Source organism: Microbacterium sp. bgisy207 (assembly GCF_057706855.1).
On sequence record NZ_JBYIPB010000001.1, the window covers coordinates 131,046 to 157,202 of the forward strand.

The window sequence follows — 26,157 nt, forward strand, 5'->3', positions numbered from 1 at the left end:
CCCCGAGGAATGACGAGCGGAGGGGTCAGGCTCCCAATGCGGCCGAGACGACGGCGCGCGCCTGCTCCTGCACCTCGCGCAGGTGCTCCTCGCCCTTGAGGGATTCGGCGTAGAGCTTGTAGACGTCCTCGGTGCCTGATGGACGTGCGGCGAACCAGGCGCTCTCGGTCTGCACTTTGAGACCCCCGATCGGAGCTCCGTTGCCGGGCGCGTGCGACAGCTTGGCCGTGATCGGCTCGCCGGCAAGTTCGGTGGCGGTCACCGACTCGGGCGAGAGCTTCGCGAGCGTCGCCTTCTGCGCGGGGGTGGCCGGCGCGTCGACCCGCTGATAGACGGATGATCCGAACTGCGCTTCCAGTTCGGCGTAACGCCGGGACGGCGACGTGCCGGTGACGGCGAGAATCTCGGCGGCCAGCAGGCACAGCAGGATGCCGTCCTTGTCGGTCGTCCAGACGGAGCCATCCGTGCGGAGGAACGACGCGCCCGCCGACTCCTCGCCGCCGAACGCGACCGAACCGTCCAGGAGCCCCGGCACGAACCACTTGAACCCGACCGGCACCTCGTACAGGTCCCGGCCGAGGGCGGCGACGACCCGGTCGATGATCATCGACGAGACGAGGGTCTTGCCGACAGCGGCATCGGGCCCCCATCCATCGCGGTGCGAGAACAGGTAATCGATGGCGACCGCGAGGTAGTGATTGGGGTTCATGAGCCCGGCATCCGGAGTCACGATGCCGTGGCGATCTGCGTCGGCGTCGTTGCCGGTGAGGATGTCGAACTCGTGGCGACGTGCGACGAGAGCGGCCATCGCGGACGGCGACGAGGGATCCATGCGGATCTTCTCGTCCCAGTCGAGCGTCATGAACTTCCACGTCGGATCAACATCCGGGTTCACGACGGTGAGGTTGAGGCCGTACACCTCGGCGATGAGCGCCCAGTACTCGACGGATGCCCCGCCGAGCGGATCGGCGCCGATCCGGATGCCCGAGCGCGCGATCGCACCGACGTCGATGATGTTCTCGAGGTCGCGCACGTAGGCGTCGCGGAAATCGTAGGAGCCGATGCGCTCGCCATCCATGTCGGCGTAGCGGACCCGCTTGACTCCTTCGAGGCCGGCGGCGATCAGCTCGTTGGCTCGATTCGCGATCCAGCCGGTCGCGTCGGTGTCGGCCGGGCCCCCGTGGGGTGGGTTGTACTTGAACCCGCCATCGCGGGGAGGGTTGTGCGAGGGGGTCACGACGATGCCGTCGGCGCGCGTCGGATCGTCGGGCGCCTTGCCTCGGTTGTAGGTGAGGATCGCGTGACTGAGCGCAGGGGTCGGAACCCATGAGTCACGCGAGTCGACGCGCACCCCGACACCGTTTGCCACGAGCACCTCGATCGCGCTGCGCTCGGCGGGGCGCGACAGCCCGTGCGTGTCGCGTCCGAGGAACAGCGGGCCCGCGATGCCGTTCGCGGTGCGATAGTCGACGATCGCCTGTGTGGTGGCGAGGATGTGCACTTCGTTGAAACTCGTCGAGAGGGACGAGCCGCGGTGGCCGCTCGTACCGAAGGCGACACGCTGCGAGGGTACTGCGGGGTCGGGCACCCGCTCGTAGTACGCGGCGATCAGTTCGTCGATGTCGATGAGGTCGGATTCTTCGGCGGGAAGACCTGCGCGGCTCATGCTCCCAGTCTGTCACCCGCGGGGCCCCGCGCAATGCCTTGACGGTCACGAGGATCCCCGCCTGCGGGAGGTCGAGCCGCGGTCTAGGCTGGGTTGCCGTGAGCGACGAGCCCGAAGCGAACCGCCGGACCTACAGTTACCTCGGTCCCGCGGGGACTTTCACCGAAGCCGCCCTGGCGCAGGTGCCCGAGGCGCGCGGTCAGATCTGGCGTCCGGTGCGCAACGTGGGTGAGGCGCTCGCTGACGTGGTCGAGGGTCGCTCGGACGCGGCGATGATCGCGATCGAGAACTCCGTCGACGGCGGTGTCTCGACCGCGCAGGACGCACTGGCCACCATGCCGGGGCTGCGTATCATCGGCGAGTATCTCGTGCCGGTGGAGTTCGTGCTCGTCGGTCGTCCCGGCACTCGCCTGGAGGATGTGTCGCTGGTGGCGGCGCATCCGGTCGCCTACGCCCAGTGCTTGCGGTGGCTGACGGCGAACCTGCCCGCGCACGCGCACATCCCGGCGTCGTCGAACGTCGCCAGCGCTGTCGGGCTCGTCGACGGGACATCCGACGCGCAAGCCGCGATCGCGGCTCCCGGCATCCTGGAGCACCTTGACGTGGAACTGCTCGCGGAGGGAATCGGTGACAACGCCGAGGCTGTCACGCGGTTCGTTCTCGTCGGTCGCACCGTCGCGCCGCCCGAGCCGACCGGTGCCGACAAGACCTCACTCATCGCGGAGCTGCCCGATGACCACCCTGGTGCGCTGCTCGAGATGCTCGAGCAGTTCGCGACCCGCGGGATCAATCTGAGTCTGCTCGCGTCCCGGCCGATCGGGGACGCGCTGGGACGCTACCGATTCGTCATCGACGCCGACGGGCACATCAAGGACGAGCGCATGGCCGATGCCCTGTTGGGGCTTCGGCGGTTCAGCCCCAAGGTGATCTTCCTCGGTTCCTATCCGCGCGCCGACCACGCGGTCGTGCGATACCCCGATCGGTACTCCGACGACGTCTTCGTCGAAGCCCGCGATTGGCTGCGCGGCCTTCTGTCGGGCGAGCCCGACGCTGACGCTGAGCCTGGCGTCTGAGTCCGGTGCTCGAGTCGGACTCGACGGCAGGGAATCGACGCGTCGCCGCCGACGGGCTCGAGGTCGTCAGCGGTTCTTGACGACCTCGTAGGCTGCCAGCGCCGCATCACGGGTCGCCTTGAGGTCGACGATCGGCTCCGGTGCGCCCTCGCCGGCGTACTCCGGAGCCCAGCGGTGCACGTACCTTCGGTCCGGGTCGAACTTTGCGGCCTGCAGCTCCGGGTTGAAGATGCGGAAGTAGGGGGCGGCGTCGGCACCGGATCCCGCGACCCACTGCCAGCTGAACGGGTTCGATGCGGCATCCGCGTCCACCAGGGTGTCCCAGAACCACTGCTCGCCCTTGCGCCAGTCGATCAGCAGATTCTTCGTGAGAAAGGATGCTGTCACCATCCGCACACGGTTGTGCATCGTGCCGGTATGCCAGAGTTCACGCATTCCGGCATCCACGAGGGGAACTCCGGTGCGCCCCCGCTGCCACGCCTCCAGCCGCGCCGGGTTCAGCCGCGGCCACGGGAACGCGTCGAACTCAGAGCGCCAATTCTTGGTCGCCAGGTCCGGGAAGTGGAACAGGATGTGCCATGCGAACTCTCGCCATCCGACTTCGGCGAGAAACTTCTGCGCCGCGGCGGCGTGGGGGCCGTCGGCGTAGCGGGCACGGGTCTGGTGCCAGACCTCGTGCGGGCTGATCTCGCCCCACCGCAGGTGCGGAGATAACCGCGAGGTGACGGGGCGGTCGGGCCTGTCGCGCCCCTGCGCATAGTCGGGCAGATCCTCGGCGAGGAATGCCGCGAGACGGGACTGGGCGGACGCTTCGCCGGGCTCCCACGTGTCGCGCAGGCCCTGGGCCCAGTCCGGGTCGGTGGGAAGAAGGCCCCAGTCCTGGAGGTCGTCGCTGTCGATCTCGAGGCGGGCGCCGCGAGCGGCGGTGGGCGCCGGCAGCGGGTCGCGCGGCTCGGGCAGGGCCAGACAGGCTTTCCAGAAGGGAGTGAACACGCCATAGGGCGTGCCCGACCCGGTGCGGACGGTCCAGGGCTCGAACAGGAGGTTGGCGCCGAACGAGCGCACGTCGAGGCCGGCATCCCGCAGATCCGACTTCAGGCGCGCGTCGAGCTCGCGTTCGGGCGCGGCATAGCGGCGATTCCAGTAGACCGCGTCGGCATCCGTCTCGGCGACGAGGGCCGGGATGACCTGACCCGCCGCCCCGCGACGCAGGACGAGCGAGACGCCGAGCTCGCCGAGGTCGCGCCGGAGCGCGTTCAGGCTGTGGTGCAGCCACCACCGGCTGGCAGCGCCGAGGGGACGGATGCCGGGGGAGTGCTCATCGAGGACGAAGACCGCGACGATCGGCTCTCCGCGCGTCACGGCTTCGTGGAGTGCGGGGTTGTCACCGATCCGCAGGTCGTCTCGGAACCAGACGATCGTGCGAGGAGTCACCTTGGGATGCTATCCGCGTCCTGATGCCGTGGGGCGCGATCGGGCGGCATCCGTGTGTGCCCGCGAGGCGACTCACGCCGCTGCGGCGAGGAGCTCCAGTGTGCGCAGGCGTGCGGGAGCGGCATCCATCGGGTCGTTGTCGCGGGCCGCCGAGACGGGGGAGATCATGATCTCGTCCACCTGCCACTGCGTCGCGAACGACCGGAGGCGCTCGGCGACGGCGTCCGGCGTCCCGATGAACCACCGTTCGCGAGCCCAGGAGATCAGCGGTGCTGCCAGCCCGTCCGTCTGCTCGGCTGCCGCGGCCTCTTCGACGGTCTCGAGAGCCGTCAGCGGGCGCCCGGTACGCAGCCGTGCCATCATCCGGACCTGGGGAAGTGCGAGCGCGTGCGCGTCGGCATCCGTGTCGGCGACCACGACGTTCGCGGTCAGGAACGTGCGCGGCTCGTCGCCGTCGACTGCGGGACGGAACTGCGATCGGTACAGGCCGAGCGCACGCTCGAGCCCTTCTCCGCTGAAATGGTTCGCAAACACGTACGGAAGTCCCATGGATGCCGCCAGCTGCGCCGAGTAGTCGCTCGAGCCGAGCAGCCATACCTCGGGTGCGGCGGTTGCCGCGGGCGTCGCGTGCACGGCATACTCCTGCCCCGACGTGAATCTCAGGCTCGCTCCTTCGGGGGAGGAGAGGGCGAGGATGTCGCGGATGTTGTCGGGGAAGCGCTCGACGTCGCTGGTGGTTCCGGACTGTCGCAGGAGTTGCGTGATGACGGGGTCGCTGCCGGGTGCTCGACCGATGCCGAGGTCGATGCGGCCGGGGGCGATCGCTTCGAGGGCAGCGAACTGTTCGGCGACGACGAGGGGCGAATGGTTGGGGAGCATGACCCCGCCCGAGCCGAGGCGGATGCGGGAGGTGCGCGCCGCTGCGGCTGCCACGAGCACGGGCGGTGACGTCGAGGCGACGGCCGGCATGTTGTGATGCTCGGCGAACCAGTAGCGCCGGTACCCGAGGCGGTCAGCGGCCTCCACGACGGCGAGGGACGCGCTGATCGCTTGCGCGCTCGTCTGCTGCGAACGGACGGGGACGAGGTCGAGGACCGAGAGGGCCAGTGGTGCGGCAGACATCATCAGTGACAACGGCGAACCGCGTGATCTCATTCCGAGAGCCTGTTCCGCGCAGCCGCCGACGCGTCTCCTCGCCCGGGGGCGGATCGGTGCGCGGGGGGTGAGGGGCCATCCGGGCGGGGGAGCTCGGGCGAATCGCCGGCCCGTGCGCTGTCACTATCGAGCGCTAGCCACTGCCCGCTCGGCGGTGTCGGCGAGGAGTGCCACGGCCGCGTCGACGGCGGCGGGCAGAACGTCATCGGGCTCGTCGCCGAGATGTAGGCGTACGTGGCCCGCCGCGGTCGCGGTCGCCCACCCGAGATACACCGTGCCCGGCGGATGGCCGTCCGCAGGTTCGGGCCCGCCGACGCCCGTCGTCGAGACGGCGATGTCCGCGTCCAGCAGCTGTCGCACGCCGGCGGCGAGCTGCTCCGCGCATTCCGGAGAGCACGGATCGAGGTCCGGTTCGACGCCGAGGACGTGTTGCTTGACGTCATAGAGGTACGCGACCACTCCGCCGGCGAACCACTGACCCGCCTTCTCGCCCTTGCCCACCTCGCTGGCGACAAGGCCCGATGTCAGCGACTCGGCCACGGCGATCCGCAGCCCATGATGCTGCGCGATCTCGGACAGTCGACGGATGGCGTCCTGTCCATGGTCGTCGTCGGCCAGTCGGATGTCGTTCATGGTCACCTCCGCGAGCAGGATAACCGCCGAGGTGCGCCACGGCATGCTCCGTTGCGGGGGCTTGCGCGGGAGTCAGAAAGGTGCTGGGTCGCTGGGGTCGTCGGGGGTGAAGTGCACGGAGACAGGGGGCGGATGGTCTGTGTAGATCCGGCCGGTGGGCGAGGTGAACTGGAGGATGCCACCGTCGAGCTGTCGAATGCGCCAGGCAGTGAACTGCTTCATCGAATGATGTCGTTGACACAAGTGGCACAGGTTCCCGTGCTCGGTCTTGCCGCCCTTGGCGTAGTCGTCGTTGTGGTCGACCTCGCAGTTGATCGCGGGGATGCGGCATCCGAGCGTTCGGCAGTGTTGGTCTCGGGCTCGAAGCCAGCGATTCAGGGCCGCAGGTCTGGCATACCCATCTGCGGCCAACACCGCCCCGCTGACCGGGTGGGTGACCAGCCGCTCCCACCAGGTTGCGCCGGCCGCGAGCTGGCGCGCGGTCTCGGGGTCGATGGGGGAGTGCCCCACGAGGTCCGCGGGTCCGGCCGTGTCGGTGGTGCTGCCGACAAGGGTGAGCGCGGGGATGACGACCTGCACCTTCGCGCGAATGGCGCCCAGGGGGCCCGTTCCGTCCCCGGCAAGGGGGTCGACAACGGGCGAACCAGCGAGCAGCAACTGTGAGAACAGGTCGGCTCGGATCTGGTCTATCGTCCGGGTATCCCCGGTGAAGGTGTGTCCGTCAACGTCGGGTTCTTCCTCGGCGGCATCTGGGGTCGGTCGCGAATCGATGACGAGTCTGGCCATCTGAGTGAGCCGGTCGTGGATGCCGATAGCGATCACCGTCGGCACCGGTGCGCAGACCTCGCTCATCCCGCCCGACAGGGGCCTGATCCGAACGGCGCGTCCCTCGCGTGCTTCCAGGTGACGCTCCGGCATGGTGCGCGGGTGCATGCGCTCGGCGAGGATCATGATCGACGAGCGAACCCGGTTCGCCGAGTCGGTCAGGCACCGTTCGGTGGCCAGGCGGTCGAACTCCGCGCGCACGTCGGGAGGCAGCGGGGCGCCGGCCTCGACGACGAGGGTGACGTGCTGACGGGTGATCGCCCCGGTCTCGCGTGCCGCGAGCAAGGTGGGATAGTCCTCGACGAGTTCGACAGCGTCATTGATCTGGCGCTGCATCGACCTGTCACTGACGCGCGAGGCGGCCGCGAGCTCCAGGGCGACCGAGCGCAGGGCCATATCGTGCGCGCGAACCCTCGCGCCCTGCCCGGATGCCTGCTTGCGTGCCAGCTGCCCGGCCCGAGCGAGCACGCGCACACGCGCCACCTCTTCGCGGGCTGCCCGAATCTCCACGTCCTCGAAGTCGGAGAGGATCTGGCGCAGGGCGCCGAGGTCGGCATCCGTGTACCCGATCACCGACCCGATCGGCCGGTCACCCTTTCCATCATTCGAAGACATGTTCTAATGATGGCAGGGGCCCCCGACATTGCGTGAGCGTGTAGGGCCGGAGCATTCTCATCGGCTGCGACCGACCTGACGGCGCTCGCGGCCTCCTACGGTGCGGTGATGTCGTGTCCGGCGGGAATCGCGATCACGAGACTCTTCTGCTCGACGCGGCACTCGATTCGTACGGCCTCACCGAACTCGTCCCCGTCCAACTGAACGTGCTGTGGGGCCTCGGGCATGATCTCGACGGTGGTGCCGCGCGAATAGACGATCGCGTTGTCGGCGGTGCGCAGTTTCAGCAGGGCCTGGGTGCGCTGGAAGCGACGGCGCAGGAAGCCGTTGATCCACGCGACCCTGCGCCACACGAAGAACCAGCCGAAGAACCCCTTGGGCTGGATGACGGCCACATCGAGCTGCCCGTCCGCGACGGATGCTTCGGGGATCAGCGTCAGTCCCGCCGGCAGTGAGCCGCAGTTCGCGAAGAGGACGCTCTGCACGCGGGCGGTCCGCATCCGCTGACCCGACACCTCGTACAGGATGCGGAACGGTTTGGCCGTCCACAGGGAACGTGCGGCCCCATCGACGTAGGCGATCCAGCCGAGCCGCTTCTTGAGATCGCTGTTCGTGTTCGCGATCATCGCCGCATCCATGCCCATGCCGCCCATGACGACGAACGCGTGCTCATGGTGCGATCCGTCCGCGCGCCGGATCTGGGCGATTCCGACGTCGATCGTCTCGTGGTCGCCGGAGAACGTCGCCGTCACCATCGCGTCGGGAGGTGACAGGGGCAGCTGCAGGTTGCGGGCCAGGAGATTCCCCGTGCCCGACGGAACGATCGTGAGCGGGACGCCGGTGCCGGTGAGCGCCTCGGCAACGGCGCGGACGGTGCCGTCACCGCCGGCGACGAGCACGGCATCCGCCCCCGCCTCCAGCGCTTCTCGCGTCGCGAGCTGGCCCAGATCATCGACCGTGGTCTCGAAGAACAGGGGGTTGCCCCAGCCGGCCTTTGCCGACTCGCGTTCGACCGACGCGCGGATGGCGTCCTCGTCGACCTTGATGGGGTTGTAGACCAGCGCGGCGCGCTTCTTGTCGGCCGGTTCGGTCTCGTGGCCCGCGGAATCGACCGGGGAGTCCGTTCCAGGGGTGTTCGTCGACGCGGCTTCCTCGTCGGGTGGGGAAGCGTGCGTCATGCACACACGATAACCCTCCCGCGGCGGGGAGCCGGATCAGGCCGCTGTGACAGACTTGTCGGGTGATCGATCCTGTGCTGCTTCGTGAGAATCCCGAGCTGGTCAAGCGCTCGCAGGAGGCTCGGGGGCACTCGTCCGACACCGTGGATGCCGCTCTCGCTGCCGATCGTGAGCGTCGAGCGGCGCTCACGGCCTTCGAGGAGCTTCGGGCTGCGCAGAACGCCCACGGCAAGAAGGTGGCGCAAGCGCCCAAGGATGAGAAGGCGGCGCTCGTCGCCGAGGCCAAGGAACTGAGCGAGAAGGTCAAGCAGGCCCAGCAGCGGGTCGCTGTTGCCGAGGAGGCGGCCGAGGAGGCGCTCTCGCGCATCGAGAACATCGTGATCGACGGTGTTCCTGCCGGTGGTGAGGCGGACTTCGTGACGCTGCGCACGCACGGCGAGCCGCGCGCCTTCGATTTCACGCCGCGTGACCACCTCGAGATCGGCGAGATCCTCGGCGCCATCGATGTGGAACGGGGCACCAAGGTGTCGGGCAGCCGCTTCTACTTCCTCACCGGCGTCGGGGCGCGCCTCGAGCTGGCCATCATGAACCTCGCGCTGGACCGTGCCCTGCAGGCCGGCTTCACTCCGGTCATCCCCCCGACACTCGTGCGCCCCGAGGTCATGCGGGGCACCGGCTTCCTCGGTGAGCACGCCGATGAGATCTACCACCTCGGTGAGGACGACCTGTTCCTCGTCGGCACGAGCGAGGTTCCGCTCGCCGGCTACCACATGGACGAGATCATCGACTTCGCCAAGGGCCCGAAGCGCTACGCCGGCTGGTCGACCTGCTACCGGCGTGAGGCGGGTTCGTACGGAAAAGACACCCGCGGGATCATCCGTGTTCACCAGTTCAACAAGCTGGAGATGTTCGTCTACACCACGATGGAAGACGCGGAGGCGGAGCACCTTCGCCTCGTGGGGATGCAAGAGCGGATGCTGCAAGATCTCGGCCTGGCCTACCGGGTGATCGATGTCGCCGCCGGCGACCTCGGCTCGAGTGCTGCGCGCAAGTACGACGTCGAAGCCTGGCTTCCCACGCAGGGCGCATACCGCGAGCTGACCAGCACGAGCAACTGCACGACGTTCCAGGCGCGACGTCTCGACATCCGGCACCGGCCAGACGGCGGCAAGACGCAGCACGTGGCCACGCTCAACGGCACTCTCGCGACCACGCGCTGGATCGTCGCGCTGCTCGAGACGCATCAGCGGGAGGATGGATCGGTCGCGGTGCCCGAGGTGCTGCGTCCGTATCTCGGTGGGATGGAGATCCTGGAGCCGGTCGCGTGACGGATGCCGCGCTGCCGCGCACTGGTGAAATCGAGGCGGTTCCCGAGGAGGATGCCGGCGAGATCGTCGAGGAACTCGCCGAAGTCACCGAGCGTCATCCGGGGAGCACCCCGCGTCTGCTGATTGCTCTGGACATCGACGGCACCGTTCTGCTCGAAGACGAAACGCTCAGCCCCGGGGTCGTCGACGCCGTCGAGCATGCGCGCCGGGCCGGACACGAGGTCATGCTGGCGACCGGTCGCTCGTGGTCGAGCACTCGCGGCGTCGTCCGCGTTCTCGAGATCGAACCCGACTACGTCGTCTGCTCGAACGGAACCGTCATCCTCAAGAAAGTGGAGGGTGACGAGGCGCACTACGAGCAGGTGCACACCGAGACGTTCGACGCGACGGAGGTCGTCACGCTCCTGCGCGAACACCTCCCCGACGCGAAGTACATGGTCGAGCTCGAGGACGGCAGCCGCCTCTACACCGAGGAACTGGACGACTGGAATCTGCTCGGCGCCCGCCGGGTGGAGTTCGACGAGCTGACGCGAGAGCCGGTGTGCCGCGTCGTGGTCGTCTCACCCGATCACGCCGAGGGCGACTTCGTGGACCTTGTTGCGCAGGTGGGCCTGAACGAGGTGTCGTACGCGATCGGCTGGACGGCGTGGCTCGACATCGCCCCTCCCGGCATCGACAAGTCGACCGCACTGGAGATGGTGCGAGAGTGGCTCGGCTTCGACCCGCACGACGTGCTCGTCATCGGTGACGGCCGCAACGACCTGGGCATGTTCGCGTGGGCGCTCGAGAACGGGGGTCGCGCGATCGCGATGGCGCAGGGTCCGCAGGAGGTTCTCGATGCGGCGGGCGAGGTGACGACATCCGTCCACGAGGGTGGTGTCGCGGCCATCCTGCGCGCGCTCTGACTCGGCGGGAGGAACCTCGCCGAGGTGGTCGGATAGAGTGGACGCCGTTCGATGGATGCCGTGTGCGGCGTCGTCGGGAGGGTTGTCCGAGCGGCCGATGGACCTGGTCTTGAAAACCAGTGGGCAGCAATGTCCCGTGGGTTCGAATCCCACACCCTCCGCCATCGGAAGAGGCGTCGCCCGGGGGGCGGCGCCTCTTTCGATTCTCGGGCGCGGCGGGTTCGAACCCTTGGGTGGGCCCACGCCGCCGGAGGCTCCGCGCGCCGCGTAGCGGCGTGTGGAGTGGCGGTGGGGACGAATCCCACACCCTCCGCCACGAGCAAAGCGGGTCCCGCAGGGGCCCGCTTTGCTCGTTATCGCCGGTTGAGCGGGATGCGAACGGAGTTGGGCCCACGCCGCTGGAGGCTCCGCGCGCCGCGCAGCGGCGACGAATTCTCAGCCGATCTTGGTGAGGGAGATGTTCGTCGAGCCCTCGGGGCTGGCGAAGAGGCTCGCGCAGTTCGCGTCGACCGTGACCTCGGTGTCGTTCGCGCCCGGCGTGTGACGAAGCTGCAGCGGGCCGAGAGGGCCCTCCGGGAGCTGAACCGTGTACGACACCGTGCGGGATTCGCCCATCGGCAGAAGCAGCGTGCGGCTCAGCCCTTCATTCCCGTGGTCGATGCCCGAGCGGTCGCGGAAGTACGAATCCTGGTAGTCGCCGCGCTTCGGGTCAGTCGAGAGGATCTCGCCGCCGGGAGGTGCGAAGAAGAGGACATCGAGCATCATCGTGCGCGGGTCGATCCCGCGGTTCACGTTGCGAAGCCCCAGCGTGTACTCGCTCTTGATGTCCTCCGTGATGCTGTTGTGGAGGTTCATCGTGACAGTGATGGTGCGCTCGTCGACGTTGCACGTGGCGTGCTGGTCGTAGGTGAGGTGATAGTTCAGCTTGCCGATGGAGTAGTCGTTGAAGTAGATGCCGAGCTGGGTGGCATCCGTGTTGTCTTCGCGCAGCGACGCGTCGAGGCCGTACTCCGTCGCGAACGCTTCGAGGCCGGGGTCGTCGAACCACATCTGTATGCGGCCCTCCGCGGCGCTGCGCACGAGCTGATCCCACATCGCCCCGAACTCCCAGTCGCCGCTCGTGAGGGCGCTGAACATCTTGGACGTCACCTCGTTGAAGAAGGCATCCATCGCGGCGTTGTCAGCGCCGAACCTTTCGTACGGCTCGCTCATGAGCAGCGACGCCGTGTTCTCGGGCGTGACCTGCTCTCCCGAGTCGAGGGTGAGGGGCCCGGTCGCCTCGATGAGGTGGGCCAGCACGATCGGGTCGATGGAGATCGCGCCATCGAACTCTGGCAGGTCTTCCCACTCGCGAGTCGCCTGGAACAGCTCCACGGCGCGCGGGAACTCCGGGGTCATCGTGAAGTTCGATGACCAGCTCACGAGTTCGCGGGGGTAAAGAGACCGGACGTCGCGAGGGAGGGTGATCAACGAACCGTTCACGGTGTCGAATCCCAGCGACGGAAGCCGCGAGTACATCAGATCGACGCCGTTGTCTTGCCCGACGAGTTCCGCCTGCCCGTTGTCCACTTTCAAGATCAGCCAGTGGGCGACCCCGCCGCCGGTCGCACGGATCTCGGCCGGGGTCTGGATCATGACCTGGTACAGCATCGGCCCATTGGCGCCGGCTGCCTGCAAGAGCGCGGGAAGGTTCTCTTGGGCGACCTTGAGGATCGGCACCGCCTGATCGAGCAGCGCGACCATCTCGTCCATCGGTTCGTAGACGGCGGGCAGGACGTCAGTACGGTCCATGCTCGCCGCAATGGCCGAGGCATCCTCGAACGACGAGATGACCGTCGGAAGCACCGTCTCGGCCTCCAGGAACGGCTGGAGGTTGATTCCGAGGCTTCCCTCGGCGCGCTGCTGATCGACGTTTGCGGCCGACACCATATCGACGACGGGCGGGATGGACTGGCTCGCGATCGTGTTGACCGCTTCTGCCACGGTGCGCACAGCAAGCACGTTGTTTCCGACGCGGGGAATGTTCGCTGCCAGATCCCACAGGGGGCCGTTCGCGGTCTCTGAGGCGCGCTGTGTGCGAGCCACGATGTCATCGCCGGCCTGCTGCAGCCGTTCCACGTCCGCAGAGACGGCGGCTTCGGCGAGACCACCCAGCTGTGACTTCACCACCTCCAGGTCGTCGCGAACCTCGAGTACCTGCAGCGCGAAAACGCCGCCGAGGATGACGGTGGCCACCGCGATCGCGCCGAGAGGGCTGAGTGCCAGCCAGAAGTTGCGCCACCCTCGACGCCGACGCTCGGCCCTCGTCTCGGGCGCGGCATGGCGTGCGATCGGCCGCGCGGGGCGCCGTCGTGTCCGCGCCTCGCGCCGGGTCATCGGCGCTCGCGCCGGCGTCGAGGAGGGCCCACGGGACGATCGCCGCGTCGTGACCGCTTCTGCGGGCACGCGCGAGGGGACCGCGGACTCAGTTCGCGGATTGTCGGGATCGGGTTCGCTTGCCGGGACGGAATCGGCCAGCCGGTCGCCGTCAACGGTGGTCACGGCGCAGATGTTACCGGTGGAGGGTTGCGTGAAAGCCGAGCAGAGGCCGTGAAAGACCGAAGCGGGTCGGCGCGAATCTCAGTGGACGCTCACACCGTGGTCAGCGAGCCCACAGTGCATGCTCAGCAGGTATGGCATAACCTACCTTTCTTAGGGCATCCATCGTTCGGCCGTGCCAACACCCGACGTATCCGACCTCAACGTTCCGTGGCCGGATGGTGTCTTGAGGGGCCGAAGTGGCCTTTCGGCGCGGCGTGAGCTGCTCGTCGCGGGCTGCGACGGTCGCCCGGAAGGGATCTTGGTGAGCAGGACAACACCGCAGCGCGGTCGTCGCACGGTGGCCCGTCACGGGGCGCTGAGGTCGCCGCATCCGTTCTCGGTCTTCATGAAGGCACTCGGCATCGTCGTCGCCGTCGTCCTCGTGTCGGGGACCGGGGTCGCCGCCTACACGGTCTATGACCTGGCCGCCAGCTACGCCACCGAGAACACGGTGGATCTCGAGGACCAGCCGCCCGTTCCGCCCGACATCGGCGCGATCGAGGGTGGGGTCAACCTCTTCGTCGCGGGCACTGACGCCTGTGAGCCCGAGTTCGCAGCGATCTTCGGTGACCGCTGCTCGGGCTCCGATTCCGAGGGTGAGCTCAACGACGTCAACATGCTCGTGCACATCTCGGATGCGCCGCGCCGGGTGACCGTCATCTCGTTCCCCCGCGACCTCATGCTCCCGATCCCCTCCTGCGACCGTGGCGACGGCTCGACGTCGTCCGCCATGAGCAAGCAGCCCCTCAACTCCGCGTTCTATGCGGGCGGAGGATCCGAGGGCGGCGGGCTGTCGTGCGTTGTGAAGACGATCTCGCAGTTGAGCGGCCAGAGCATCCCGTTCGCCGCCAAGGTCACCTGGGGTGGCGTCATCAACATCACCGATGCGATCGGCGGCGTGGATGTATGCGTCGAGGGCGGCATCAGCGATCCGCTCGCAGGCCTCTATCTGCCCGACGGGATCTCGACCGTATCGGGCACTCAAGCTCTCGCGTTCCTGCGCACACGGAAGGGCGTCGGCGACGGCTCGGACCTCGGCCGGATCAGCAACCAGCAGCAGTACATGTCGAGTCTCGCCAAGAAGCTCGTCAGCGAGAACGTCCTTTCGGACCCGACGACGCTGTATCGCCTGGCGACCGTCGCGATCGACAACATCACCAAGAGCTCGAGCCTGACTAACCCGCTGACGCTCGTTCAGATCGCGCTCGCGATCAAGGATGTGCCGTTCTCGGACATCGTTTTCATCCAGTACCCCACCTTGGGTGACCCCGACGACCCGAACAAGGTCGTGCCGAACTATGCCGCCGCCGACGAGTTGTGGGCGGCGCTCGAAGCGAACGTTCCGCTGGAGATCACCGGCAAGGCGGGCGTGAACGGGAGCGTCGTCGACGTGACCCCGACCGAGGAGCCGGCTCCCGCGCCGACCACGGACCCGACTGCGACACCCGCGCCCACCGAGGCTCCGGCTCAGGAGGCCGCGGTCCTCCCGAACTCGATCAGTGGCTCCACGGCGGCGCAGACCACATGCTCGGTCGGAAACCTCGGCTGACAGCATCCATTCGTCTCGTCAGACGGCAGCGGTTAGTATTGACGAGGTCGTTCGCCCGGTTTCGGTGACGGATGCCTGGAGACGTCGCATAGTCAGGCCTAGTGCACCACCCTGCTAAGGTGGAGTCCCCTCACGGGGACCGAGGGTTCAAATCCCTCCGTCTCCGCCGAAGAAGCCCCGGTCAGGGTGGTTTTCTTCCGCTCCTGCCACGATTTCCGCCATTTCTGCCACGTTTGCGAAGCGTTCCGTTCTGGGCGATCTGAGCTCGATCATGAGTTCCCGCTCATCAACCTGCTCGGTTGCGGCTGGACCGGGCGAAGGTTCAGTGCCGCTGCCCGCGAGACCGCGAGCGCATATCCCTCGGTCTCCAGGGGCGGGGCCATGCGAAGGCCGCCGTTCCTCCACAGCGGCGGATTCGGGCGCGTTCCCCCACGGCGTCGGTTGCGGTGATCGTGGCTGCGCCTGCGTCGGGATGCTGGCCGCATGGGAATCCGCTACTACGCCTATGCCTTCGATGCCGACCTTGCTCAGCAGGCGGTCGATGACCCGCACAGCATCCTCTCCAGCGACCCGCTCGCTGACGCGTGGGGCCTGGAGCCGCACGCGAGCGTGAGTGTCGCGACGTTCGAGCAGGTCTCACCGAAGCGCGACATGCTCTATCTCGACAAGGCATGGTCCGCTTTGCAGTCCCTCACGCGCTCGGGGCCCGGAAGTTCCGCCGCCGGCTCGTGCTACCGGATGTTCGAGGGGAACGTGACGATGCACGACATGGGCTGGGACCCGTGGGTGAGGACGATCCTCCCCGAGGAGGTGCCAGCGATTCGGGACGACCTCTGTGCGATCGACGAGGACCAGGCGCGAACGTGGGCGCGCACTTGGCGAAGCCGGCACGGAGTCGACGATGACGACGAGCTCCGCTACGTCCTCGACTACCTCACGCGGGCACAGGAATTCGTCGAGGCGCTCGCGACAGACGGTCGCGGGATGGTCTACCTCATCGGGTGACTCAGCCCGAGCTATCCGCCGCCGCCGCGTCAACGGATGTCGGTGTGTTCCTTCAGAATGGACGCGTGCCCGCCGTCGCCCAGGTTCTCGAGCTCGCCCAGCTTGCGGAGCGCGATGCGGCGTGGAAGCTGCTTCGAGCCGACAGCGCACCCGTGGTCGCCGGTCTTCTCGGCACCCACCTGGGCGGAGACGAGCGCCGAGTCGACGCGGAGGAGCTGTACGAGCGGATCGATGCCGACCTCGAGCGGCTCCGTGCGCAGGGGCTGATCTTGCCGCTGACTGCGAAGGGGTACTGCGGGGAGTGGCGATCGGCCGGCTTCCTGGTGCGTCGGCCGTCATCGGAAGCGCGGGGTGAGACGCTCGAGCTTTCCCCGGATGCGATCGCCGGGATCCGCTTCTTGCAGGGGCGTGCCGCCCCGCGTTCGAGTGTGACCGAGTCTCGGCTTGCGAGTCTTGCGGCGCAGGTCCGTCGCCTCGCGATCGACACCGATCCTGACGTGTCAGCGCGCATCGCGCTACTCGAGGAAGAGATCGAGTCGATTGAGCGGCGGATCGAGAGCCTGCGTTCCGGTGACGAGTCCGCGATCGATGAAGACCGGGCGCTCGAACGCGTTCGCGACGTGCTGGCGCAGGCGGCGGACGTGCCGGACGACTTTGCTCGGGTGCGTGCCGAGTTCGAGACGCTGAATGCGTCGCTGAGGGCGAAGATCGTCGAGTCCGATGTTTCTCAGGCGTCAGTCGTCGACGAAGTCTTCCGCGGAATCGACCACATCTCCGACTCCGATGCCGGCCGCAGTTTCGCTGCCTTCTCCCAGCTCGTGCTCGACCCTGCACTCGGTGCCGCATTCGAGGCCGACATCCGCCGCATCCTCGACCGCAGATTCGCTCGTGATCTCACCTCGGATGAGCGCCGGGCACTGCGCGCCTTCCTCGCAACGCTCAAGGGACGAAGCGCGGAGATCCACGACGTCATCACCCTGTTCGCCCGGGCGCTCCGCCGCTACGTGCAGTCGCAGGACTACCAGCGCGACCGGGTCCTGCGGACTCTTCTGCGGGAGGCTCAGCACGCGGGAATGGAAGCCGCCGCACACACGCGTCCGTGGCATCCGACGTCTCTCACGCTGGATCTCTCGGCCGTTGCGCTGTCGAGCGTCGGGGCGATCGACCTTCACGACCCCGCCGAATTCGCCGCCACCGAAGAGATCGTCACGCAGACGACAACCCTCGCGAGCCTCGAGGAGCTGCGGGCGATCGCTCGCGAAACCGAGATCGACTTCGACGAACTCACCCGGAACGTCAACGACCTGCTCGCCGAGGTGCCCTCGTGCACCGTCGCAGATGTCCTTGCTCGATACCCCGCGACGCAGGGGGTCGGCAGCGTGATCGGACTTCTCTCGATCGCCGCCGAGCAGGGCACCGTTGACGATGAGCCCGAGGTACTCGCTTGGCAGGGCGCCGACGGAGTTCCGCGTGCGGCGATTGTGGCCGCGCACCGATTCACAGGAGCGGTGGCATGACCGAGTCGACCACGGCGGATGTCGCCCCCGACGAGCACGGGGGCCTCTGGCGTGGCGACGCCGGCGAACTCCCTGATCGCACGAGGCGCGTCTTGCTGCGTCTGGTGCGTGGCCCGTATCTTTCCGGAGCGCGCGAGGCGCAGCTGTGGGCGGTGCTGCTCACCGACGAGGCTGTCCTCCGCTCCCGGCTCGCCGATTTGTTCCTCGAATTGGTCATCGATCGGGACAACGAGTTCGCCTTCGTCCGCAACGCTCCGTCCGAGGACGCCCCGAAGGCAGTGCGGTCTGAGGCGTTGACGTTCCTCGACACCGCAATGCTGCTTGTCTTGCGCCAGACGCTGCTGAGCGAGGAGGGTCGCGGTCGGGTGATCGTCGGGCAGGCGGAGGTGTTCGAGCAGCTCGCCGTGTTCCGCACCCCGGACCGTGATGAGAAGGACTTCGCGAGCCGCGTCAACTCGTCGTGGAACAAGATGCAGAACAAGCTCCGCGTGCTGCACGCCGTCGGCGATGACCGTGCCGAGATTTCGCCCGTGCTCCGACTGCTCGTCGATGCCGACCAGATCCGCGCGATCACATCGGAGTACCACCGGATCGCCCGAGAGGGTGGAGGAGAATCCGCTGCCCCGTCGACGGATGCGGAGGATGACACAGAATGACGATGCTGAGCTTCCCCACCGACGAGCCGGAGGTCGATCCGACCGGGCCCGGCCAGTGGCGCCTTGCCCAGATCGAACTCGTCAACTGGGGCACGTTTGCCGGCCACGTCGCCGTGGATGTCGCGCGTGTCGGCCACCTGCTAACCGGCGCATCCGGATCGGGCAAGTCGTCGCTACTCGACGCGATTGCCGCCGTCCTCACCCCCGATAGGTGGTTGCGTCTCAACGCGGCGGCTCAGGATGGCGCTTCCCGGCAGAGCGATCGGACGCTGATGAGCTATGTGCGTGGCGCCTGGAGCAAGGAAGCTGACGAGACTGCCGATCGGGCCACCACGACCTACCTGCGCTCGAAGGCAACCTGGAGCGGCATCCTGCTGCGCTACGAGAATCTCCGCGATGAACCGGTCGTCCTGCTGCGGGTGTTCCACGCACCCGGCACGCGCACCGAACCGACCGCGTTGAAGGACGCGCGGATCTTCACCCGAGGTCACATGGAGCTTCTCGACGTGAAGCCGCACGTCGAAGGCGGAATTGACGCGCGCCGCATGTCGAAGGCCTTCCCCGACGCGCTGATCACCACCGGCGGACGACACGGACGCTTTCACGAGCGGGTCATCCGTCAGTTCGGCTTCCGCGGAGATGCGACGCTTCAGCTTCTCCACAAGACACAATCAGCGAAGAACCTCGGAACCCTCGACGCGCTGTTCCGCGGGTTCATGCTCGACCAACCGGGGACCTTCGCGCGGGCCGAGACCGCCGTTGAGCAGTTCACGGAGCTCGATGCCGCGCACAAGCACGTGGTCGACCTGAGGAAGCAGGCTGATGCGCTCCGCAAGGTCGACGAGGCGATCACCGCGTTCGACCTGGCCGACGCGGAGATGGCTGCGATCTCCGACCTCCACGACGCGGTCGAGCCCTTCACAGCGGGACTCAAGCTTCGGCTCGCGAAGGAAGCCGCGGGCCCCGCACGCGCCGCGCTGGCGCGCGCCGAGAGCGACCTGAGCGACGCCGCGCGAGAGCAGCGGTTGGCGGCAGAGGCGCTGGAAACCGCGAAGGCGCGGGTCCGGGACGAGGGCGGCGCGCGCGTAGAGCTTCTGCAGGAGCGGATCGACAGTGCGCAGCGTGCCGAGGACATCACTAGGCAATATCGAGCCCAGTTGACCGCCGAGCTGATGCGCATCGGCGCACCAATGCCCGAAGACCCCGAGCAGTTTGCGGAGCTCCTTGCCGCGGCCGTCACCGAGGTTGCGCGCGACATCCCCGCTGTCTCGTATGAGGTGCGTGACGCCGCGAGTCAGGCGCGTAAGGCGCTGGACGAAGTCACCAGGCAGATTCAGGCGCTGAGAGATCACCGGAGCAACCTCGACGAGAAGCTTCTGAGCGCACGACGATTCCTCGCGGACGCTGTCGGTGTGCCGGCATCGGCATTCCCCTTTGCGGGCGAGCTGATCTCGGTCACCGAGCAGCACTCCGCCTGGCGCGGCGCGGCAGAGCGAGTGCTCGCTCCGTTTGCGTCGACGCTCCTCGTGCGGGACGAACATCTTGTCGCCGCACGTCGGGCAGCCGACTCGCGGACACTCGGTGTCCGGCTCGTCATCGAAGCGGTCCCGCACGCCGTCGACGAGCCGCGTCGCCCCAAGGATGCCCGCTCACTCGTTCATCGCCTCACGGTGAGCGACGGGCCCTTCGCGTCCTACGTCCGCAGGCGCATGGCCTCCGAGTTCGACTACGCCTGCGTTTCGCACCCCGACGAGCTTGATGACGTCGAGCGTGGCGTCACGATCGGCGGCCTCGTCAAGCGCAACTCACGCAGGTACGAGAAGGATGACCGTCACGAGGTCGGTGATGCCACTCGATGGGTGCTGGGCGGCGACACCCACGCGCGGCTCGAGGCTTTGCTGGAGCGTCGGCGGGAAGTGATGGCGGCGATGGAGGAAGCATCCGCCCGCGACGCCGAGGCCGACTCGCTTCGTCAGGACGCTGTCAGTCGGCGCGACGTCTTCACACGCGTATCGACGTTCAGCTGGGACCAAGTGGACCTCGCATCCGCGATGGCGGTCACCGCGGCCCAGCGCGACGATCTCCGGGTGCTCACCAGCGAATCGGGGACTCTCCGCGAAGCACAGGAGGCCGCGGAGCGAGCGACCCAGCGACTGGACGAAACGAACGCGAAGCACGCACGGGCGCTCGGAGCCCACGCTGTCGCCCGCAATCACGTCGAAAGCATCGAGGCACACGTCGCCGGACTCGAGGCGACCCCATATGCACCGGTCGAGGAGCGGATCGCCGACGCCCTCGAGGGCCGGTTCCGAGCCGAGCGACGCTCGGTGATCCTGGAGACGGTGGACGAAGTCGCGCGAAAGGTGCAGTCGGCACTCTCGAAGGAGAAGGACGCCGCGGCCAGCCGTGCAGCGGATGCTGAGGCCAGCTTCGCCGGGCGCGCCGCCGAGTTTCGGCTCGGGTGGTCCGCTGCATCCGCAGAGTTGACTGCTGACATCCGTGACCGCTACGGCTATCGGGAGCTGCGGGAGGGCATCCTCGCCCGCGGCCTGCCCGAGAAAGAGTCCGAGTTCCGCAAGCTGTTGCGGGAACGATCGCAGGACGTCGTCGCACACTTGCTCAGCGATCTCCGCGACGCCCCGGGTCTCATCCGCGAGCGAATCCTCCCTGTCAACGCATCCCTGGGGCGGTCCCCGTTCGAGGGAGCGGACCGCTTCCTCGAGATCGATGTGAAGACGACGCGGACCCCGGAGGTCGACGAGTTCCTCACCGACCTCCGCCGCATCGTGGAAGGCAACTGGGCCGACGAGTCGGCGTCCGGTGCGGAGCAGCGATTCGCCGTGTTGCAGCGAGTGATCGGTCGACTTGGATCCAAGGACCGCGTCGACGTGGACTGGCGCAACCGAGTGCTCGACACGAGGCTGCATGTGAGCTTCCTCGCGCGGGAGAAGGACGTCACTGGGCGGGTCCTGCGGGTGTATGACTCGGCCGAGGGGCTGTCGGGCGGCCAGAGGCAGAAGCTTGTCATCTTCTGTCTTGCCGCAGCGCTGCGGTACCAGCTGACCGAGGAAGAGGACGAGGTTCCGCGGTTCGGTTCGATCGTGCTCGATGAGGCGTTCGACAAGGCTGACAGCCGATACACGCGTAACGCGATGGAGGTGTTCCGAGAGTTCGGATTCCACATGATCCTCGCGACACCGCAGAAGCTGCTGCAGACACTCGAACCCTACGTGGGCGCGATCACATCGGTATCGAATCCCGACCGCAACGCCTCACGGCTCGCGAACGTGGTGTTCTCGGTCGATGAGACTGAGGTCGCCGCCCCGCCGCACGCGGAGTCGCGCGCGTGACCACGCTCGTCACTCCGGCCGATGTGCGCGCGCGGGCGAAGAAGCTCTTCGACCGCGACGCACGCACGTGGGCAGCCGAGCAGCAGACGGATGTCGTGCTCGACGTTCCGCTACGTCCGCCAACCGAGCGCGAGGCGCTGAGCGACCTCGATCGCGTTCGACAGTGGGTCGACGGCTGGCGTGGCGTGAGCGAAGACTCGGGAATAGAGCTCGAGTGGGCCGTCCGCAATTGGTCACGCATCGGGTCGCAGGAAGTCCCCGTTCGCGCGGTGCTGCGCGGTTCGGATTCGATCGCTCGAGCGGCGGGCGAGACGGATGGCTGGCGACTTCTGGTGGCGCGACTTGACGAGTTGAGAGGCCTGGCCGGTTCCGACGCCAGCAGTGTGCTCCGCGCCAGTGCCCGTGCGATCGCCGATCTCGATGGCGCGGATTTCGACAGGCTCGTCCATGTGCTGGCCTGGTTGCGCGAGAACCCGGAATCGGGCCACCTGGTGCGGGAACTGCCGATCCGCGGCATCCACACCAAGTGGATCGAATCTCGCCGCGGGCTCGTCGAGGCGTTGCATCGGGCGGGAACCGGCGCGCCCGGACTGGGCCTTCGCGAGCTGTCACCGCTCATACGGATCCGTGCTCTCGATCCGTCGCTCTCGTTCCAGGGGCTCACCGATGTGTCGGCGCCCGTCGACGACCTTGCGGCAAGCACGATCCGGCCCGAGCGCGTGTTCGTGTTCGAGAACCTCGCCACTCTGCTCGCGATGCCGGATGTGCCCCGAGCTGTAGCAGTGCACGGTGGTGGTCACCGCGTCGATCTCGTCGCCCGCCTCCCGTGGGCGCAGACGGTCACCTACTGGGGCGATCTCGATTCGCACGGATTCGCCATACTCAACCGACTTCGAGCCAGGGGAGTGGACGCAACGTCGGCATTGATGGATATGGATACTCTGTTCGCTCACCGTGATCTGTGGGGGACCGATCCGGATCCGAACGTCGGCGTGTTCGAGCTGCTCACGCCTGATGAGCGCGCGACTCTTCAGTCGCTGAGCGCGGAGGGCAACATACGCCTCGAGCAGGAGCGCCTCCCGTGGAGTTACGCGCTCGAACGGCTCGGGGTGTCCTGACGAGGCATCTAATCGTTGCCCCAGCGCGCTCCTATTGACCTGTCGGCAACGCGTGCTACCGTAATCGCAACAAACGCAACTTCCTGCGTTTACGTGTATTGAGGTGATTTTCGTGTCTCGCGCTGCCGTCGTTGAAGAGACGTACCTTCCCAGCAGGGGCGTCGAGCTTGCCCCTGTGCTGGACTTCCTCACCGCCCATGAGGCCGCCGGCCGGGCTCTTCCCGAACCAAAGTACTTCCTTGCCGGGGCTCGTCCAGGTGACCAGGTAGAGCTTCCGGAAGAGGTCTACCTCGCTCTCCGCAAGATCGTGGACGCAATGCAAAGCGGGCTCGCCGTGTCAGTTGTACCCCAGACAACACGGCTCACCACCCAGCAGGCAGCGGATCTCCTGAACGTGAGCCGCCCAACCATTGTGAAGATCCTCGACGAGGGCGAGATCCCGTTCGAGAAGGCGGGAACGCACCGACGCGTTCTCCTCGCGGATCTGCTCGAGTACCGAGAGCGCCGGCGGGCGCGTCAGTACGACATGCTCGCCGCCACGCGTGACGGTGTCGGCGAAGACAACATCGAGCAGACGCTCGAGGACCTCAGGGCGGCGCGGAAGGCGGTCGCGGCGAGGCGGGCTGCCCGACTCTGACCTCGCAGGCTGACAGGATGGGGGCGTGTTCACGGCGACCCTCGACACCAGCGTGCTGTGGCCGAGTCTGCAACGTGACTTTCTCCTGTCCCTCGCGGTCGAGGGCGCGTATCGACCGACCTGGAGTTCGGTGAACCTTGACGAGCTCGAGTTCCACGAGGAGGCCAAGCTCGTGAAACGGGGGATACCCGTGACCGAGGCTGCTGGCCGTGCAGCGACCCTCATCGCCGCGATGCGGCGAGAGTTCGCCGACGCGGAGGTCGAAGGCTGGGAGCCGCTGGAGGGCACGTTCGGGCTTCCCGATCCCGACGACGAGCATGTGGTCGCCGCGGCCGTCATCGCGGGAGCCGGAGCGATCGTCACGGAGAACCTGAAGGACTTCCCTGCAGGCAGGATTCCGCCGGGCATCCAAGTGCTCAGCGCCAAGGAATTCGCGAAGAACACCGTTGTACTCAACCCAAGGCACGCGCTCGCCGCGGTGCAGGAGATCGCGAGTCGTTCCGGCCGCTACGGTGCAGTGCTCACCGTCGAGGAGATCCTGGACACGTTGCGGGACCGGTACGACATGATCGAAGCCGTCGAGATGATGGTCGAAGCTGCGTCCGCGTAGTCTCCAGCTCGCGTGACTGAAGGGCGAGTGCAGCCACCTGATTTCGAGCCGATACCCGCCACATTTCTGCCACGAATCGAACCCGGCCGACCTGATCCAGGAGTACGTCGGCGACGTCAGAATCCGCGTAATCATGCGGTTTGAGTTGGGTTCGATTGTCATTGGCGCGATTTCAAATCCCTCCGTCTCCGCCACGAACCGCTGGGCAGGGCCGCTTCACGGCATGCTCTGACAAGACCCGCCCGCATCTGACGATCTGCTCTCCGCCTCGCCGCGACTCTGCGCGCTCGGGCGCGCGAGCGTGCCGGAACCGTGAGCTTCGAACGGGTCCGCTGACCTTGTCGCCCTCGCAGCTTCACCACAGGACGACGGGTTCAGCCGCCGGGTCCGGTGGGGTCGATCGGGGCTCCGTCGCCGTTCTCGGGGATGTCGCCGCGCTGCACGGGTTCGGCGGGGCCGTCCGGAAGATCGGAGAAGAGCAGTTCGAGCTCGGCAGCAGAGGGCACGTGCACGGCCTGTGCGGCAGCCAGAAGATCCCCGGGGTCAGCGTTGTTCATCCCCGTGACGAGAATCAGCGTGTCGTCGCGCGCGACGATGTACTCGTGGGTGCTGCCTGATGTTCGATGCCAGCGGCCACCCTCGTCGGTGCAGGCGACCGGTTCGTTCCCGCCGTCCCACAGGGGGATGTCGGGGCAGGACGCGGCCGTGATCTCGCCGTGCTCCATGCGGATCGTCAGTATCCCGCCGGTGGCGGTGTTGACCCAGGATGCCGACATCCCGCCGCTGGGTGTCTCGCCGACCGACTGTGGCGCGAGATCGTAGCCGTCGACCGTTGTCGTGTAGACCAGATCGGCAGAGATGTCGGTGGCCGCTACGCGCTCGGCGATCGCTTCCGGATCGGCGGGCGCCGTCGACGCGCAACCGGCGACGGACCCGAGGACGAGTGCGGCTAACGCGATCGAGGCCCCGAGCGACGCCGGGTGGAGTGCCCCCGGTCTACCCATGTGCCCATTGTTCCTCATCGCCCGATGGCGTCGGCACCCCGCTTCGCCCCCTGGCCGATCGGAGCAGCCCGCGGGAGAGGCCGTCGTGCGCCGGGGTTAGGGTGAGAGCTGCCAGCCAGAAGGGGCACCGCATGACCGACTTCGCCCGGCGCGTCAACGCCATCACCATCGATCAGCTCCGTGCCACGGGAGCCACGAAGTGGGCGGGGACGGATGGCTCGATCGGCGCATTCGTCGCCGAGATGGACTTCGGCATCGACCCTCACATCACCGCCGCGTTGCACGCCGCGGTCGACCAGGGCGCGTTCGGCTACATGCCGAAGTACATCGCGGCAGATCTCTCGGACGCGACTGCCGGGTTCCTCGAGCGCCGCTACGGGTGGCAGGTCCCGGCGAGCGATGTGTGGGCCATCCCGGACGTCATCATGGGGCTGGAGCTCGCAATGGAGCATTGCTCCGCGCCCGGGTCGAAGATCATCGTCCCCACTCCGGCGTACATGCCGTTTCTCATGGTGCCGCCCATGCGGGGGCGCGAGGTCATCGAGATGCCGCTGGCGATCCGAGACGGGCGGTACGAGTTCGACCTCGACGCGCTGCAGCGCGCATTCGATGATGGTGGCAACCTGCTCCTGCTCTGCAACCCCTGCAATCCGGTCGGCCGGGTGTTCACGGCCGACGAGATGATCGGGATCAGCGAGGTCGTCGAGCGGAACGGCGGGAGGGTCTTCTCGGACGAGATCTGGGCTCCGCTCGTGTTCAGCGGTTCGACGCACATCCCTTACGCGACAGTGTCCCCTGCAGCGGCCGAGCACACGATCACCGCGATGAGTGCGTCGAAGGCCTGGAACCTCCCGGGACTCAAATGCGCCGAGCTCGTGCTCACGAGCGACCGCGACCGCGAGACCTGGGAGCGGATCGGACCGTTCGCTGGGCACGGCACCAGCAATCTCGGCGCGATAGCCAACACGGTCGCCTTCCGCAGCGGGGATGCATGGCTCGGGGACCTCGTGCCCTACCTCGAGGGGAACCGCGACCGTCTCCTCGCGCTTCTCGCGGAACACATTCCGGGGGCCTGGATGCCGAAGCCCGAGGGCACCTACGTGGGCTGGATCGACTTCCGCGGCGCCGGTATCGCCGAGCGCCCGGCGGAGTACTTCGGCGCAGCGGCATCCGTCGCTCTGACCGAGGGCACGATGTGCGGTCGCGCAGGCGACGGCTTTGCGAGACTGATCTTCGCGACGCCGCAGCCTGTGCTGGATGAGATCATTCGCAGGCTCGGGAAATCCCTCCCGGCCTCCGCTACGGCGTGAGCGGCGGCC

20 protein-coding genes and 2 tRNA genes are annotated in these 26,157 nt (G+C 67.5%); 14 read left to right on the forward strand and 8 right to left on the reverse strand.

Features of this window, described 5'->3' with window-relative positions; translation table 11 throughout:
• Positions 1 to 25: 25 nt before the first annotated feature.
• A complete protein-coding gene (gene pgm / locus AC3ENO_RS00615; protein ID WP_434968695.1) occupies positions 26 to 1,666 on the reverse strand; it encodes a phosphoglucomutase (alpha-D-glucose-1,6-bisphosphate-dependent) in 1,641 nt (546 codons plus the stop codon).
• Between the two features lie 98 nt (positions 1,667 to 1,764).
• Between pgm and pheA the strand changes: the two genes are divergently transcribed.
• The gene (pheA, locus tag AC3ENO_RS00620; protein ID WP_434968696.1) at positions 1,765 to 2,739 is read left to right on the forward strand and encodes a prephenate dehydratase; all 975 of its coding nucleotides are present in this window, start codon (positions 1,765 to 1,767) and stop codon (positions 2,737 to 2,739) included.
• 66 nt (positions 2,740 to 2,805) lie between these two features.
• Here the strand turns inward: pheA and AC3ENO_RS00625 are convergent, their stop codons facing one another.
• The 5 genes from AC3ENO_RS00625 to AC3ENO_RS00645 form a co-directional block, all read right to left on the reverse strand.
• A complete protein-coding gene (locus AC3ENO_RS00625; protein WP_434968697.1) occupies positions 2,806 to 4,173 on the reverse strand; it encodes a cryptochrome/photolyase family protein in 1,368 nt (455 codons plus the stop codon).
• Positions 4,174 to 4,245: 72 nt separating this feature from the next.
• Complete coding sequence (locus AC3ENO_RS00630) at positions 4,246 to 5,328, reverse strand: LLM class flavin-dependent oxidoreductase (protein ID WP_434968698.1); 1,083 nt, start codon at positions 5,326 to 5,328, stop codon at positions 4,246 to 4,248.
• 123 nt (positions 5,329 to 5,451) lie between these two features.
• Complete coding sequence (locus AC3ENO_RS00635; RefSeq protein ID WP_434968699.1) at positions 5,452 to 5,961, reverse strand: CinA family protein; 510 nt, start codon at positions 5,959 to 5,961, stop codon at positions 5,452 to 5,454.
• A gap of 72 nt (positions 5,962 to 6,033) precedes the next feature.
• Complete coding sequence (locus AC3ENO_RS00640; protein WP_434968700.1) at positions 6,034 to 7,401, reverse strand: HNH endonuclease; 1,368 nt, start codon at positions 7,399 to 7,401, stop codon at positions 6,034 to 6,036.
• A gap of 95 nt (positions 7,402 to 7,496) precedes the next feature.
• A complete protein-coding gene (locus AC3ENO_RS00645) occupies positions 7,497 to 8,579 on the reverse strand; it encodes a diacylglycerol/lipid kinase family protein (RefSeq protein ID WP_434968701.1) in 1,083 nt (360 codons plus the stop codon).
• A 62-nt stretch (positions 8,580 to 8,641) separates the two neighbouring features.
• On the opposite strand from AC3ENO_RS00645, the gene serS reads away from it, so the two are divergent.
• The 3 genes from serS to AC3ENO_RS00660 all read left to right on the forward strand — a co-directional run bounded on the left by serS (position 8,642) and on the right by AC3ENO_RS00660 (position 10,976).
• Positions 8,642 to 9,907 (forward strand): serine--tRNA ligase, encoded by a 1,266-nt coding sequence (gene serS / locus AC3ENO_RS00650; RefSeq protein ID WP_434968702.1) that lies wholly within the window; start codon positions 8,642 to 8,644, stop codon positions 9,905 to 9,907.
• Positions 9,904 to 10,812, forward strand: a complete 909-nt coding sequence (locus tag AC3ENO_RS00655; protein ID WP_434968703.1) for an HAD family hydrolase — start codon at positions 9,904 to 9,906, stop codon at positions 10,810 to 10,812. Before serS ends, AC3ENO_RS00655 begins: the two co-directional genes overlap by 4 nt.
• Before the next feature lie 76 nt (positions 10,813 to 10,888).
• Positions 10,889 to 10,976: transfer RNA gene (locus AC3ENO_RS00660), tRNA-Ser, on the forward strand.
• A 271-nt stretch (positions 10,977 to 11,247) separates the two neighbouring features.
• On the opposite strand, the gene AC3ENO_RS00665 is transcribed toward AC3ENO_RS00660, so the two are convergent.
• Positions 11,248 to 13,353: a DUF4012 domain-containing protein gene (locus AC3ENO_RS00665; RefSeq protein WP_434968704.1), complete on the reverse strand. Its 2,106-nt coding sequence runs from the start codon at positions 13,351 to 13,353 to the stop codon at positions 11,248 to 11,250.
• A gap of 301 nt (positions 13,354 to 13,654) precedes the next feature.
• On the opposite strand from AC3ENO_RS00665, the gene AC3ENO_RS00670 reads away from it, so the two are divergent.
• The 9 genes from AC3ENO_RS00670 (at position 13,655) to AC3ENO_RS00710 (ending at position 23,834) form a co-directional block, all read left to right on the forward strand.
• Entirely contained in the window at positions 13,655 to 14,941 is a 1,287-nt protein-coding gene (locus AC3ENO_RS00670) for an LCP family protein (protein ID WP_434968705.1), read from the forward strand.
• Between the two features lie 77 nt (positions 14,942 to 15,018).
• Positions 15,019 to 15,107 (forward strand) — tRNA-Ser (locus AC3ENO_RS00675).
• Between the two features lie 317 nt (positions 15,108 to 15,424).
• Positions 15,425 to 15,946, forward strand: coding sequence for a DUF1877 family protein (locus AC3ENO_RS00680; protein WP_228178416.1), 522 nt, complete (start codon positions 15,425 to 15,427; stop codon positions 15,944 to 15,946).
• Between the two features lie 65 nt (positions 15,947 to 16,011).
• Entirely contained in the window at positions 16,012 to 17,463 is a 1,452-nt protein-coding gene (locus AC3ENO_RS00685) for a DUF3375 domain-containing protein (protein WP_434968706.1), read from the forward strand.
• Positions 17,460 to 18,119, forward strand: a complete 660-nt coding sequence (locus AC3ENO_RS00690; protein WP_053547123.1) for a DUF4194 domain-containing protein — start codon at positions 17,460 to 17,462, stop codon at positions 18,117 to 18,119. The genes AC3ENO_RS00685 and AC3ENO_RS00690 overlap by 4 nt, the downstream gene beginning before the upstream one ends.
• Positions 18,116 to 21,469, forward strand: a complete 3,354-nt coding sequence (locus AC3ENO_RS00695; RefSeq protein ID WP_434968707.1) for an ATP-binding protein — start codon at positions 18,116 to 18,118, stop codon at positions 21,467 to 21,469. Before AC3ENO_RS00690 ends, AC3ENO_RS00695 begins: the two co-directional genes overlap by 4 nt.
• Complete coding sequence (locus AC3ENO_RS00700; protein WP_434968708.1) at positions 21,466 to 22,587, forward strand: DUF3322 domain-containing protein; 1,122 nt, start codon at positions 21,466 to 21,468, stop codon at positions 22,585 to 22,587. The genes AC3ENO_RS00695 and AC3ENO_RS00700 overlap by 4 nt, the downstream gene beginning before the upstream one ends.
• Positions 22,588 to 22,699: 112 nt before the next feature.
• Positions 22,700 to 23,224, forward strand: coding sequence for a helix-turn-helix domain-containing protein (locus tag AC3ENO_RS00705; RefSeq protein WP_434968709.1), 525 nt, complete (start codon positions 22,700 to 22,702; stop codon positions 23,222 to 23,224).
• Between the two features lie 25 nt (positions 23,225 to 23,249).
• The gene (locus tag AC3ENO_RS00710; protein WP_434968710.1) at positions 23,250 to 23,834 is read left to right on the forward strand and encodes a PIN domain-containing protein; all 585 of its coding nucleotides are present in this window, start codon (positions 23,250 to 23,252) and stop codon (positions 23,832 to 23,834) included.
• A gap of 374 nt (positions 23,835 to 24,208) precedes the next feature.
• Here AC3ENO_RS00710 and AC3ENO_RS00715 read toward each other — a convergent pair whose 3' ends face one another.
• Positions 24,209 to 24,838, reverse strand: coding sequence for a hypothetical protein (locus AC3ENO_RS00715; protein ID WP_434968711.1), 630 nt, complete (start codon positions 24,836 to 24,838; stop codon positions 24,209 to 24,211).
• Between the two features lie 131 nt (positions 24,839 to 24,969).
• Here AC3ENO_RS00715 and AC3ENO_RS00720 point away from each other — a divergent pair, with 131 nt between their 5' ends.
• A complete protein-coding gene (locus AC3ENO_RS00720; protein WP_434968712.1) occupies positions 24,970 to 26,148 on the forward strand; it encodes a MalY/PatB family protein in 1,179 nt (392 codons plus the stop codon).
• Positions 26,149 to 26,157 lie beyond the last annotated feature (9 nt).